Source organism: Bacillus pumilus (assembly GCF_900186955.1).
In the GTDB taxonomy this organism is placed as follows: Bacteria; Bacillota; Bacilli; order Bacillales; family Bacillaceae; genus Bacillus; species Bacillus pumilus.
On record NZ_LT906438.1, the window covers coordinates 2461875 to 2474826 of the forward strand.

13 protein-coding genes and 1 riboswitch are annotated in these 12952 nt (G+C 42.9%); of the genes, 5 read left to right on the forward strand and 8 right to left on the reverse strand.

Annotated elements, in window-relative coordinates; genetic code table 11:
- The first annotated feature begins 42 nt into the window (after positions 1–42).
- Positions 43–687 carry a hypothetical protein gene (locus CKW02_RS12685; RefSeq protein WP_003216487.1) on the forward strand — a complete coding sequence of 215 codons (645 nt, stop codon included), beginning with the start codon at positions 43–45 and terminating at the stop codon, positions 685–687.
- A 233-nt stretch (positions 688–920) separates the two neighbouring features.
- On the opposite strand, the gene CKW02_RS12690 is transcribed toward CKW02_RS12685, so the two are convergent.
- A complete protein-coding gene (locus tag CKW02_RS12690; protein ID WP_003216799.1) occupies positions 921–1103 on the reverse strand; it encodes a hypothetical protein in 183 nt (60 codons plus the stop codon).
- Between the two features lie 190 nt (positions 1104–1293).
- Between CKW02_RS12690 and CKW02_RS20320 the strand changes: the two genes are divergently transcribed.
- Positions 1294–1440, forward strand: a complete 147-nt coding sequence (locus tag CKW02_RS20320; RefSeq protein ID WP_003216600.1) for a hypothetical protein — start codon at positions 1294–1296, stop codon at positions 1438–1440.
- 35 nt (positions 1441–1475) lie between these two features.
- Here CKW02_RS20320 and thiC read toward each other — a convergent pair whose 3' ends face one another.
- On the reverse strand, positions 1476–3236 hold the full coding sequence (gene thiC, locus CKW02_RS12695; RefSeq protein ID WP_003216710.1) for a phosphomethylpyrimidine synthase ThiC: 1761 nt from the start codon (positions 3234–3236) through the stop codon (positions 1476–1478).
- Between the two features lie 127 nt (positions 3237–3363).
- Positions 3364–3472: riboswitch (TPP riboswitch) on the reverse strand.
- 237 nt (positions 3473–3709) lie between these two features.
- Between thiC and CKW02_RS12700 the strand changes: the two genes are divergently transcribed.
- Positions 3710–4342: a LysE family transporter gene (locus CKW02_RS12700; protein WP_003216651.1), complete on the forward strand. Its 633-nt coding sequence runs from the start codon at positions 3710–3712 to the stop codon at positions 4340–4342.
- A gap of 48 nt (positions 4343–4390) precedes the next feature.
- On the opposite strand, the gene CKW02_RS12705 is transcribed toward CKW02_RS12700, so the two are convergent.
- The 5 genes from CKW02_RS12705 to nadB form a co-directional block, all read right to left on the reverse strand.
- Complete coding sequence (locus tag CKW02_RS12705; RefSeq protein WP_003216228.1) at positions 4391–5008, reverse strand: YhcN/YlaJ family sporulation lipoprotein; 618 nt, start codon at positions 5006–5008, stop codon at positions 4391–4393.
- A 323-nt stretch (positions 5009–5331) separates the two neighbouring features.
- Positions 5332–6609, reverse strand: coding sequence for a SafA/ExsA family spore coat assembly protein (gene safA / locus CKW02_RS20625; RefSeq protein ID WP_003216558.1), 1278 nt, complete (start codon positions 6607–6609; stop codon positions 5332–5334).
- Between the two features lie 131 nt (positions 6610–6740).
- A complete protein-coding gene (gene nadA / locus CKW02_RS12720; protein ID WP_003216441.1) occupies positions 6741–7850 on the reverse strand; it encodes a quinolinate synthase NadA in 1110 nt (369 codons plus the stop codon).
- The gene (gene nadC / locus CKW02_RS12725; RefSeq protein WP_003216390.1) at positions 7837–8700 is read right to left on the reverse strand and encodes a carboxylating nicotinate-nucleotide diphosphorylase; all 864 of its coding nucleotides are present in this window, start codon (positions 8698–8700) and stop codon (positions 7837–7839) included. The genes nadA and nadC overlap by 14 nt, the downstream gene beginning before the upstream one ends.
- A complete protein-coding gene (gene nadB, locus CKW02_RS12730; protein ID WP_003216776.1) occupies positions 8682–10256 on the reverse strand; it encodes an L-aspartate oxidase in 1575 nt (524 codons plus the stop codon). Before nadB ends, nadC begins: the two co-directional genes overlap by 19 nt.
- 94 nt (positions 10257–10350) lie before the next feature.
- Here nadB and CKW02_RS12735 point away from each other — a divergent pair, with 94 nt between their 5' ends.
- Together CKW02_RS12735 and CKW02_RS12740 are read left to right on the forward strand one after the other, a co-directional pair.
- Positions 10351–11493: an IscS subfamily cysteine desulfurase gene (locus CKW02_RS12735; protein WP_003216758.1), complete on the forward strand. Its 1143-nt coding sequence runs from the start codon at positions 10351–10353 to the stop codon at positions 11491–11493.
- A 3-nt stretch (positions 11494–11496) separates the two neighbouring features.
- Positions 11497–12039, forward strand: coding sequence for a transcription repressor NadR (locus CKW02_RS12740; RefSeq protein WP_003216377.1), 543 nt, complete (start codon positions 11497–11499; stop codon positions 12037–12039).
- A gap of 24 nt (positions 12040–12063) precedes the next feature.
- Here CKW02_RS12740 and pheA read toward each other — a convergent pair whose 3' ends face one another.
- Positions 12064–12942, reverse strand: a complete 879-nt coding sequence (gene pheA / locus CKW02_RS12745) for a prephenate dehydratase (RefSeq protein WP_003216746.1) — start codon at positions 12940–12942, stop codon at positions 12064–12066.
- Positions 12943–12952: the final 10 nt, after the last annotated feature.

Sequence of the window (12952 nt, forward strand, 5' to 3'; positions counted from 1 at the left end):
GTTTTTCAGCCGCATAAACTGAAACCAAAGAAGGTGAAGTCAATGTCAGAAGTCAAAAGATTAGCCGAATCGATTCAGTATCATGAGGATAAACGTCTTCATAAGCTTGCCTTTAAACCGGCAGAGCTTGAGCTGTGCGGCAAAGGAAGAAGTGCCTATGTCTTTTCATACAAAAAAGACGGCAAGAAAATGGCGCTAAAAGTCTTTTTCCCTTCTTATCAGCATATTGCCCGCAAAGAAGCCGCTATTTATGAAAAGCTCTCTGGTTCGTCTTACTACCCTGAGATTTATGAATCTGGGGATCAGTATATTTTAATGGAATATATTAAAGGATATACATTCTATGAATGCCTCACAAAGGGGATTCCTATTAAAAAACAAATGATTGCGCAAGTCGATGATGCGCTAGAAGAAGCACGCGAGAAAGGATTGAATCCTTCTGATATCCATCTGAGGAATCTGATCTTAACAAAGGAAGGACAGGTCAGGGTCATCGATGTTGCCCGTTTCACACAAACAAAAGCTTGCCATCAGTGGGATGACTTAAAAGCCGCTTATGCTTATTATCAAAAACCTTTTTTCCCGAAAAAAGCACCGCGTCTTTGGCTTGAAGTGATTGCTTATTTGTATAAAAAGAACTGGCTGTCTCGCGGCCAGCTTAATAATCGGAATGATTTCTCTGCATAATGAAAGCCGCTCTCACTGAGCGGCTTTCAGCGTGTAGACAAACCCTCGCATTCTTTGTCAGTCCTGCGCGCTGGTGCTCACGAATGTCAAATTCGCTCCGCGCCAGTGCTCGTCCTTCCTAGACTTCAAAGGTTTTCTATCACGCTGAAAAGAAGACAAAGGGCTAAAATAAAGATCATTTTAGCCCTTTGTCAACAATCTGAAAGCCGCTCTCACTGAGCGGCTTTTCTGTGTCAATCTGTTTCAACATGGATGCTATTCACATTTAATAAGTTAATGATTTCATTATTCAGCTTAAACCAATGATTGGCTTCTTCAATTTTCTTATACACATCATAGGTAGCTGGACGTTTTAGCTCGAAATCAAGCACTTCCCCATTGTTCATATGAAATGTTACCTTAAATACTTTCATCATAAGATCACCTTCCACTCTCTCTTGTTAGCTGGCCAAATAGATCGGCTCTTTTCATTCATTCTCTACTCAACTCGTTTCCCCTCCTTCTTTCCTTTCAAACACAAGAAGTTTAAATTTTGTTTAAATTCAAACAATATCTCTATCCCTCTTCTTTGCAAAGAAGTATATTATTTAAAAGGAGGTTTTCTTTATGAAACGGAAAAAGAAACGAACATCCCCAGAAAGACAAACAGTCGTGTTTCATTTAACAGATGCCCTCATTCCGAGTCTGGACATGATAGGGGTTGCATTAAAGGCATTTTTCCACCTCTTAAGAAAAGCCTTATCCGCGATCTGATAAAACCCCGCACAACATGCGTGCGAGGTTCTTTTTTAGGATGAATATATTTGACTTCCTTGGCTGATAAACTCCTTCGCCTTCTTCTCCATCTCTTTTTTCACTTCTTCTGATTGATTGCGAATATCATGGGAAATTTTCATGCTGCAAAACTTCGGTCCGCACATCGAGCAAAAATGGGCAGTCTTAGCGCCTTCAGCAGGCAATGTTTCATCATGGAACGCCATCGCTCTTTCTGGGTCAAGTGACAGGTTGAATTGGTCCCGCCATCTAAATTCAAACCTTGCTTTCGATAAAGCATCATCGCGCTTTTGAGCAGCAGGATGTCCTTTTGCTAGATCAGCAGCATGTGCAGCAATTTTATAGGCAATCACACCTTCTCTTACATCTTCTTTGTTCGGCAGACCTAAATGCTCTTTTGGCGTCACATAGCATAGCATCGCTGTCCCATACCAGCCGATCATAGCTGCGCCGATAGCAGATGTAATATGATCATATCCCGGAGCAATATCTGTTGTAAGAGGTCCTAATGTATAAAATGGTGCCTCTTTGCAAATCTCCATTTGTTTGTCTACATTCTCTTTGATTTTATCCATCGGAACATGTCCAGGCCCTTCAATCATCACCTGTACATCATGTTTCCAAGCGATCTCTGTCAATTCACCTAACGTTTCCAGCTCTGCAAACTGCGCTTCATCATTGGCATCAGCAATCGAGCCTGGTCTGAGTCCGTCTCCAAGTGAAAAAGCAATATCATACGTTTTCATAATCTCACAAATGTCTTCGAAGTGGGTATAAAGGAAATTTTCTTGATGATGGGCAAGACACCATCTTGCCATAATGGCACCGCCTCTTGAAACAATTCCGGTCACCCGATCGACTGTCAGCGGAATATACCTTAATCGCACGCCCGCATGAATCGTGAAGTAGTCTACTCCTTGCTCTGCTTGTTCAATTAACGTGTCTCTGTACACTTCCCACGTCAAATCTTCTGCCACGCCATTCACTTTTTCAAGCGCCTGATAAATGGGAACGGTGCCTACTGGGACTGGGCAATTGCGTATGATCCATTCTCTCGTTGTATGAATGTCCTTTCCTGTAGACAGATCCATCATAGTGTCTGCACCCCATCTGATGGCCCATGTCATCTTTTCTACCTCTTCATCAATGGATGATGTCACAGCTGAATTACCAATGTTCGCATTGATTTTGACATGAAAATTCCTTCCGATAATCATCGGTTCACTTTCAGGATGGTTAATATTCGCTGGAATGACCGCTCTTCCGCTGGCTACTTCCTCTCTCACGAACTCAGGGCTTAGCTCTTCTCTTAACGCGATGAACTCCATTTCAGGCGTTACAATACCTTTTTTTGCATAATGCATTTGCGTCACACAGGCACCTTGTTTTGCGCGAAGCGGCTCATGATGAAAATCAGTAAGAACATGCTGATGTGACGATTTCTCTTTGGAGCGATATCCGTTATCTTCAGGTTTTACATGACGTCCTTCATAGCTTTCTGTATCCCCTCTTTCTTCGATCCATGCCGCTCTCAGACGATGAAGCCCCTTTGTAACATCGATATGGGCACGCTCATCGGTGTAAGGTCCACTCGTATCGTACACACGAATCGGTTCATTTTGAATGTTTCCTGCCTGCGTCACCGTTTGTGAGAGGGCAATCTCTCTTTTTGGCACTAAAATGTCAGGTCTTGACCCTTTCTCATACACCTTTCGGCTGCCATCAAAGCTTGATAATAACGATTGAGTTGTTAGGGTATTTTTCTTTTCTTTCATTTGCTGTTCTCTCCTTCTCTTCTTGTCACAGGACAGGACGGAATCAGCACCAGCAAAAAAACCAGGCTCTATGAACAGAACCTGGTTTCGTCGTTAGAAATAAACATGAATCTCATTTATAAGACACATGTATCATCTTCAACTTCCCCACGCTGGTACGAGCCAGATCAGGTCCAAAGGGTTAAGAAGCATACACTTCTCTCTCAGCCCAGCCGCGGGCACCCCTAGTCACATTTATTCATTTCCACAACAGTGTAGCATAGAGATGCCATGAAAAAAAGGAGTTTTAGGAAAATAGTTCCTTTTCACTACAAAAGAGATAAAGCCAGCTTGATATACACCTTTATATACATCATCCTCCTCAAACATTTAGATAAAATCTGAAATAATCATTGATCCTTTTCTCCTATTATGTATAATTAATCTAAACGGAGAATTTTTATACAGACTTTTTTAAAGGAAGTTCTAGTCGATTGCAAACATTTCTCACATTTATCGTCATAGGATTCTCAATCGCTCTACCAGTTGGAGCGATCACGGTTGAAATGACTAAACAAGGATTAAAAAACGGCTTCTTTCATGGTTTAACTGTAGGAGCAGGCGGCATGACCATTGATCTCTTACTAATCTTGGCTTTGTATGCTGGATTTGCTCAGTTTTTATCACTGCCATTTGTCCAAATCCCGCTCTGGCTGATCGGAGCTATCTTCTTAATGATGCTCGCATACGATTCCATTAAACATGCGGATCAAGACATCCATTTAGCTGGCGAAAAAGTCAATAAATCTTTCGCAAAAACGTACAGAAACGGCTTGCTTGTCGCGGTGTCTCCTGGAAACCTTGTGTTCTGGGTTTCTGTATTTGGAGCTGTACTGGCAGATGCATATACAAAAACAGATTCATCTGAATTTATACTGGCATCAGGCGGTATTTTGGCAGGGATTCTTCTTCATGACATCGGTCTTCTCACCCTTGTATCCTTAACAAGAAAAGTGATGAATCGAACGATGATCAAATGGACATCCATTATTGCTGGTATTTTATTACTTGGATTTGGCTGTTATTTCTTTTACGAATTCTATATAGGCATTAAGGTTTATTTTTAAGAAAAGGCTAAAGTTCTTGAGGAACTTTAGCCTTTTTTATGCTTCAACTTATCGAGTCATGCCTGTTTGACCTGTTTCAAATTGTGTTCTTCTCATATCTCTAAAGCGTGTGAAAGCTCCCTCGTCTTTAATGACTTGGACAGCTCTTCCATCCGCATAACGAGTCGCTGCTTCTTCCACTTGTGATACGCCCTCTGACGTCAGACGTCCATCTGATTTAATGGCAATATACACATTTTCATCTGTTACCATCACCTGTGAGTCTGCAACGTGGTTCATTTTATTGACGCGATTGGCAATTTTTCTTGAACGCTGCACATTCTCTTGTTTATCGTAGCCAGAGAACGACATTTGGTTATGATAGTTCATATCTCCATGACTGTAGCGTCCATCACCACCTGCGAGAGGCGTTCGATCATCTGCTTGAGGGCGGGTGCGATAATCAACATTCGTTGTATTCCCACCGTTCATTCCCTCCATGAGTTCAGAAACTGGCCCTTGATGATCTTGGTTATTGTCATCCGCACGGTTATTCGAATGATATCCGACTGGCTGACCTGATTGATTATGACGTGTATCTACACCTGCATTGTCATTTGTACCACATGCCGTTAACCCAATAGGAAGAAGCACTAATGCGATCGTTTTTTGCCATTTTTGTCTCAAACGAAAAACCCCCTGTACAAATTCAATCTCATGAGCGCGAAACAGGCTCTGTTTTAGCATGTACAGTTTGGGGAAAAATCAAGCTGTCAGTTATAAACAAAAAAAGGAACGATTGAGATCGTTCCCTCCAGTTTGCTAAAATGATCTTTATTTTAGCCCTTTTTCTTCTTTTCAGCGTGATAGAAAACCTTTGCAGTCTAGGAAGGGTGAGCACAGGAGCGGAGCGAATTTGACATTCGTGAGCACCGGAGCACAGCCCTGACAAAGAATGCGAGGGTTTGTCTACACGCTGAAAGGAACGATTGAGATCGCTCCTTCTGTTATTACTCTTCTTCGTCTTCCTCTGGTCTTGCAAAAACAGATTGACCTGGATATGGCTGCATATAAGGCTGAGCTGGATAAGCCCCCATTTGGCCATAAGGTACAGGATTCGGGTAATGTCCTGGCCATGGCTGATGCTGCTTCATGCCATCATCACATCCGCAGTCTTCCTTGCCATAAGCTTCATTTGAAACATTTGGATAAAAGCCTTGATTCACGTTCGCATTGACATTGGCGTTGGCATTGGCATTTGGATGCATATGGTGGTGCCAGTGATGCCCATCGTTTGCATGATGTTCATAATGTTCTCCGTAATAAGCTGGCGCTTGATACGCAGGATAATACGGCTGCGCTGGGTATGGATATGGCATCATGTGATGGTGATAATATGGCTGGACAGGATAGCAAAGACCTGACCCTGGTAAAATTGGCGATGCTGGCACCATTTGCTGCGGATATGGATACATTGCCGGCATGTAATGACCATGACCATAATAAGGATCATATGCGTCATGATGCTGGTGATGGTGATGATGTTCCTTATTCTCAGCCATTCCCCCTACCGCTGCGCCTCCTACATTCGGCATTTGCGGGAAATTAGGAAGGTTTGGGTAATTGCTGTGCTCCATATCTTTTCCCTCCTCCTTTTGATGCGGAATATGAATAAACGGATCATACCCCTTTGCCACTTCATCTTTTAAATGACCTTTATTTTCATGATGGAAATGGTCCTTGTTGTCTTTATGCTCCTTATTCTCATGATGGAAATGGTCCTTGTTGTCTTTATGCTCCTTATTCTCATAATGAACATGATCTTTATGATCCTTTTTGTCATGAACATGATCTTTCTTTTCATGAACATGATCTTTTTTCTCATGATGTTCTTTTTTGGGAGGAGGCGTGAATGGCTGGTACAGATTGGTCTGATAATAATTCACATCGACTTGTGGAAAAGCTGGCTGCTCGATCTTTGGCACTGGCGGTACATAAGGTACAGGTTCGTTTGGCTTTTCTTTCGGCTTCGTATCTTGCACTTGCACGACATCTTTTGGCTTTTCTTTCACATACGGATGTTCTTTCGTCTTTGGCATTTCTTTTGCTTTGTGATGATCTGTTTTTACAGGAACACCACTAGATGGAATCTTGATCTTCATACCCGGCATGATCAAATCTGGGTTACTGAGCTGTGAATTTAGTTTTTTCAATTCTTGAAAGTCGACTCCGTATTTCTTTGAAATTTTCCAAAGGGAGTCTCCTTTTTGCACAATATGAATTTTCAACGTTTTCCCCTCCTATGCAAAACGTGAACGTAACGGTTATGTCAGAAGTACAATATGTTTCACCATAAATTTATGCCTATTTACAAGCCGATATGATAAAAACTTGTTTTCTGATAGGAGGGGCTGATTCATTATTTAATGGCGAGCATTTTATTCAGTGCAAGTAAAGCGTCTTTTGTCGTGTCTTCATTGACTTGAATCAAACCGACCGGATCACCTTTCTCTATGCTTTCTAGTGACCATAACAAATGAGGGAGATCGATCCGATTCATCGTCAAACATGGACACATATCCGGATTGAGGGATTCGATTTGTTTATCTGGATGCTGATCTATGATTCGCTTGACCAAATTCATCTCTGTTCCAATCGCCCACTTGCTTCCTGCTGCTGCTTCCTTGATCGTATCAATAATAAATTTCGTTGAACCGGCAAGATCAGAAGTCGTGACGACTTCATGCGTGCACTCTGGATGGACAAGAATTTGAATGTCACGGTCTCTTTTTCTCGTTTCTTCAATATTCCGCACCGTAAATTTCTCATGGACAGAGCAATGGCCTTTCCATAAAATCATCTTGATGCGGGAAAGCGGCTGATCGGTGATGAGCCTTTCTTCTATTTGATCCCAGACAGCCATTTCTTCAAGTGAAATGCCTAAATCAAAGGCCGTATTACGCCCTAAATGCTGATCAGGGAGAAACAGAATCCTCTCTTTTTGTGTGAGCGCCCACTCCAGCACTTTTTTAGCGTTTGATGATGTCACAGTGGCCCCGCCATGCTTTCCGACAAATGCTTTAATATCAGCTGTTGAGTTGACATACGTAAGGGGAAGAATTGTCTCCCCAAACAGATCAGTGAGCTGCTCCCATGCTCTATCCGTTTGTTTCATGTTTGCCATATCTGCCATTGAACAGCCTGCTCTCATATCTGGCAATAGAACCTTTTGATTCTTATTTGACAGCATGTCTGCTGTTTCAGCCATGAAGTGAACACCGCAGAACACAATGTACTCCGCTTCCTTGTTGTCCGCGGCTATTTGTGCGAGCTGCAATGAATCTCCTGTTGCATCTGCAAATTGGATGACTTCATCCTTTTGATAATGATGCCCTGGTATAAAAAGCTTTGATCCAAAGGCTCGTTTAATGTCTAACACACGCTGCTTCATCTCCTCAACAGATCGGTGTTTATATTCTTCTGGCATCATGGCTACATGTTGATTCGCAAGTACATCAAGCAGTGACATGAGTTGTTCCCCCTTTATGACTGAATTCCATATTCATACTAAAATCAAATGCTGGGGCAGAATGTGTCAGAAAACCAAGTGAAATAAGATCGACACCTGTCCCTCTGTAACTTGGCAATGTCTCTAGTGTGATGCCTCCTGAAGCCTCGGTCAGAATTGTCTCAGGCGTCATTTGTTTAAAACGTTTGACTTCGTCCGGAGAGCAGTTGTCAAACATGATGACATCGGCCTTTGCATCAATGGCTTCCTTTAGCTGCGTTTCTGATTCAATTTCCACTTCAATTTTCACCATATGACCGGCATATGCTCTTGCTTTCTCTACTGCTTCACGAATAGAGCCGCATGCGGCGATATGATTATCTTTAATCATTACCCCATCTGATAAGCCGAAGCGATGATTCTTTCCCCCACCTGTCTTCACAGCGTATTTCTCTAACATACGCAAGCCGGGCGTCGTTTTTCTCGTATCACAAATCGTAATCGACGGGTCCGCTAATCGCTGCACTGCTTCATGTGTTAAAGTGGCGATACCTGTCATGCGCTGCAAGACATTTAAAATGACCCGTTCTCCTTTTAATAAGTCGCTGACTGGTCCCTTTATTTTCGCCAGCACTGCCCCTGAATGAATCCAATCACCTTCTTCAAAGAACAACTCAGTCTGAATCTGTTCATTCAGCAGGCGGTACCCTATGTCAATGACTTGAGAACCTGCCAATACACCCGATTGTTTTGCGATGATATAGGCTGTTCCTTTCTTTTCTCCAAAAATGCCATCAGCTGATACATCTCCAAAACCAATATCTTCTGTGAAAAAATGAGTCAACATTTGTTTTAACTGTAAACGTTCCATTTGGCACCGATCCTTTCATTTTTCATCATGTGAATGTGGCCTTTTTCATGGACAATTTGCACGCCCCGCCATAATGCATCATTCCGATTTGGATAATCCAATCGATAATGACCGCCTCTACTTTCTGTACGAAGTAATGCAGACTTCACAAGACAAATCGCTAATGTCCATTGATTGCTTAATTCGATCTGTTCACTTGTGATACCCTTCACATTCATTTGCTGATAAGGGACTTGCTGTAATGTTTGCAGTAAGGTCTTTAGCCCTTTTTCGTCTCTTACAATTGCGGCATATGTCGTCATCCATTGTCTCAACTGATTCTCTGAAATCTCTGGGACGGACCATACTTCTTGAATAGAGAAAGAAGGGATTGTTTTTTTCTGTTTAGCTATTTGTTCAATTCTCCGTGCCGTTTTGTTTCCTAAAACGAGACCTTCCAAGAGAGAATTACTCGCCAATCGGTTCGCTCCGTGTAAGCCTGTACAGGCCGCTTCTCCGATAGCAAAAAGAGATGGAACCGTCGTTTCTCCATATTCATTCACGCAGATTCCGCCCATTAAAAAATGCATACCAGGGGAAACTGGGAGCCTGCCGCTTGCCATATCGACACCTACCCGCTCACACATTGCAGCAATGGCTGGAAAACGAACTGAGAAATGTGGAATTTCGCTGATATTGAGATACAGCTCATGACCTAATTGCTGCTCATGAAAAATAGCTCTAGCAACAATATCTCTAGGCGCTAAATCAGCTTGTGGGTGAATGCCTTTCATGATCCTCCTGCGTGTTTCATCTTCTAAATAGGCTCCCTCTCCTCGGACTGCCTCTGAAACGAGACCGACTGCTTTTCCAGCGATCGTCAAGAGGGTGGGATGGAATTGAACAAATTCGAGATCAGCTAATTGTGCTCCGGCTCGATAAGCCATCATCAGTCCGTCTCCTGTTACAGAAGGGTCATTTGTGTTTGTTTCATATAGGGAGCCGCAGCCGCCCGTGGATAAAACAACGGCATCTGCGGTCATGGTATGTACGCGATCTTTCTCATCTTTCCAGACCACTCCTATGCAGGTTCCTTCGTGAACGAGCAGATCAACGACATGGGAATTTTCATATAAATGAATATGTGAGCCAAGCTGATTTTTTAAATACTGCACGAGGGTTTTACCTGTTTGGTCTCCTCCTGCATGCAAAATGCGATGAGTCGTATGCGCCCCCTCTTTACCTAATTGCGGCACGCCCGTCTCCGTTTGATCAAATGGACAGCCTTCTTCTACGAGCTGCTCCACCATATGCTTTCCAAGACGTACGATCTCTTGTACCGCCCTTTCATCATTGTGATCACAGCCGGCAGCTAATGTGTCTTGTACATGCTGATGAACAGAATCCTGTGCTGAAAAGGCAGCAGCGATTCCTCCTTGTGCAAGCATGGAATTACTAGAGGAAAATTGATTTTTTGTCATCATGATGACTTCGCAGCTTGCTGAAATGGTTTTTGCAAAGGAAAGCGCTGCAATGCCTGATCCCACCACAATGATTTTTTTGATTGATGACACCATCGCCCCTCCTGTCATTTACACCTGTCTTGACACATATCATTACACAACACTACAATAAATACAAGAAAAAATTTTCTCATAGGAGATGGATGGATTGGTTTATTTAGATTACGCAGCTTCTACACCTGTTTCGGAGGAGGCACTGCATGTTTTTCAGCAGCTAAGTAAAGATTGCTACGGGAATGCAAGCAGTCTACATGATGCAGGCGGAAGAGCAAATGACATACTGACTTACAGCAGACAATCAATCGCTGCCATTCTTGAGGGCGAACCAGAGGGCATCTACTTTACAAACGGCGGAACGGAATCCAATCTTCTTGCGATTCAATCGATGGCAAATGGTCTGCCAGCAGACAGGCAGCATGTCATCACAACTTCTGTAGAGCATCCTTCTGTTCATCATGCGGTTAAGAGCTTAGAGCGTCTTGGCGCGAAGGTTACGATCATTGAACCGAATCAAGATGGGATCATCACTCAGGACATTCTCAAAGATGCATTATTGCCTGAAACAGGATTAGTATCTATCCAGCATGCTAATTCAGAAACAGGGATTATCCAGCCGCTCGCTGAATTAGCACCCATTTTAAAAGAAAGGCACATTCTTTTTCATACAGATGCCGTGCAAACATTCGGAAAGGTTCGTGTGTCCATCAAGGAGCTTGGGGTTGATGCCGTATCCATCTCTAGCCATAAAGTGTATGCACCTAAGGGCGCTGGTGCTGTCTATATGGGCGCTCACGTTCCTTGGAAGCCTTTATATTCAGGTGCAGTTCAGGAAAATGGCTTCCGCCCTGGAACAGTGAACGTTCCATGCATCGGTGCTTTTGCTGCTGCGAGCGAACAATTAATGCTTAAGCTAGATGAGCAAAAACGGCAAAATGAGCAGCTTCGTGATTATTTTCTTCAACAGCTGAAAATGAGACAGCTTCCTGTTCGTACACTTCAGAACAATGGCAATCGCCTTATGTTGCCTCATATTATTGGTTGTTTTTTTGAAGGGTTTGAAGGACAATATGTAATGTTAGCATGTAACCGGCATGGGATTTGTATATCGACTGGAAGCGCATGTGCTTCTGGTTATCATCATCCCTCCCCGGCTGTGAAGGCATTGCACGTATCAGACCGTGATGCTCTTCAATTCATTCGACTATCATTTGGATCGAAGTCGTCAAAAGAGGACATCGATCAGCTTTTGCATACATTTGAACAATTGCAAAAGGAGAAGAAAGGAGCATAAGACGTGGAGCAAGAGAGGAAACTCATTGGCGAAGAGAGAAGAAACGCCATTTTAGAGTGGCTGAAAGAAACAGATTCACCGCTCACCGGGAGCTTTTTGGCTAAAAAGGCAGCTGTCTCTCGACAAGTCATTGTACAAGATATCTCACTATTGAAAGCAAAAAACGAACCCATTATTGCCACAAGTCAAGGCTATGTGTATATGGCATCTCAGCATGCGCCAGAAAGAGAAATTGAACAAATCATCGCCTGCAAGCATGATCCTGTTCGTACAGAAGAGGAACTGACCTTAATTGTAGATTTTGGGGTGACGGTAAAAGATGTGATTATAGAGCACCCTGTTTACGGTGAACTAACGGCCTCGATTCGCGTCAGCACTCGCAAGCAAGTAGCTGATTTCGTTCATCATATTTCTAACACGGGCGCCTCCTACTTGTCAGAACTAACAGACGGTGTGCATTTACATACACTCACTTCTTACAGTCAAAAGCAGCTTGACCAAGCCATCCAAGCGCTCGATGATGCTGGCTTTTTAATTAAAGATTAAAAAAATAGTGTCCTGCAAGGGACACTATTTTTCATTCGTTAGTTCATATGTTTGGTAGCTGCCGAGCAATTTGACTTCACAGCCAATTGCTTCTAATTCCTGAATCGCACCAGGGACAAGGACATCATCCATTTCTTTTTCTATATCTATAATAAATAAATAGTGTCCAAGACCAGTTTTTGTTGGACGAGATTCAATTTTTGACAAGTTGAGATTTCGCCAAGAAAAGGCAGATAACACGCGGTGCAATGCACCTGATTGGTCATCCTTTGGCAGACTGACGACAATGGTCGTTTTTGGCTTCGATGAGAACCCTGCATTCATTGGGAACGATGCTTTAGGATCTTTATGTAAAATAACAAAGCGTGTATGATTGTGCGGATAATCATGAATGTCTTTTTTTGCAATCGTTAAACCATACGTTTGTGCGGCAATTTCATTCGCAATGGCCCCAGCAGCCTCATCCGGATGCTCACTGATATATTTCGCTGCATAACCTGTTGATTCAACTGGACGATGCGGAATATCTGGGTACTGCTTTTTCAGAAATTGATGACACTGGGCAATCGCGTGCGGATGTGATTGGATCACATCTAATGTCTCCCAGCTTTCCGCTCTTGATGGGTGGACAAGCAAATGCTGCCGAATCGGTGCTGTCATTTCACCAACAATGGACAGCGCTTCTTCATGAATTAAATAATCAATCGTTAAGTTTACAGATCCTTCGAGTGCATTTTCAAGTGGAACGACCGCCAAATCGACTTCGCCTTTTGACACAGCATCCATACATTGCGGAATCGTTGCATAGGCACGCTGCATTGCATCTGCTGGAAAGCAAGAGCATACGGCCAAATGAGTAAATGTTGCCTCTGGTCCAAAATAACCTACAGTTAATTGCTTCATCTGCTATGAT

Bases quoted from the DNA above. Each gene is read 5' to 3' on its own strand.
- CKW02_RS12685 (WP_003216487.1), top strand. From the start codon at position 43: ATGTCAGAAGTCAAAAGATTAGCCGAATCGATTCAGTATCATGAGGAT.
- CKW02_RS12690 (WP_003216799.1), bottom strand. From the start codon at position 1,103: ATGATGAAAGTATTTAAGGTAACATTTCATATGAACAATGGGGAAGTG.
- CKW02_RS20320 (WP_003216600.1), top strand. From the start codon at position 1,294: ATGAAACGGAAAAAGAAACGAACATCCCCAGAAAGACAAACAGTCGTG.
- thiC (WP_003216710.1), bottom strand. From the start codon at position 3,236: ATGAAAGAAAAGAAAAATACCCTAACAACTCAATCGTTATTATCAAGC.
- nadA (WP_003216441.1), bottom strand. From the start codon at position 7,850: ATGTCACTGCTTGATGTACTTGCGAATCAACATGTAGCCATGATGCCA.
- nadC (WP_003216390.1), bottom strand. From the start codon at position 8,700: ATGGAACGTTTACAGTTAAAACAAATGTTGACTCATTTTTTCACAGAA.
- nadB (WP_003216776.1), bottom strand. From the start codon at position 10,256: ATGGTGTCATCAATCAAAAAAATCATTGTGGTGGGATCAGGCATTGCA.
- pheA (WP_003216746.1), bottom strand. From the start codon at position 12,942: ATGAAGCAATTAACTGTAGGTTATTTTGGACCAGAGGCAACATTTACT.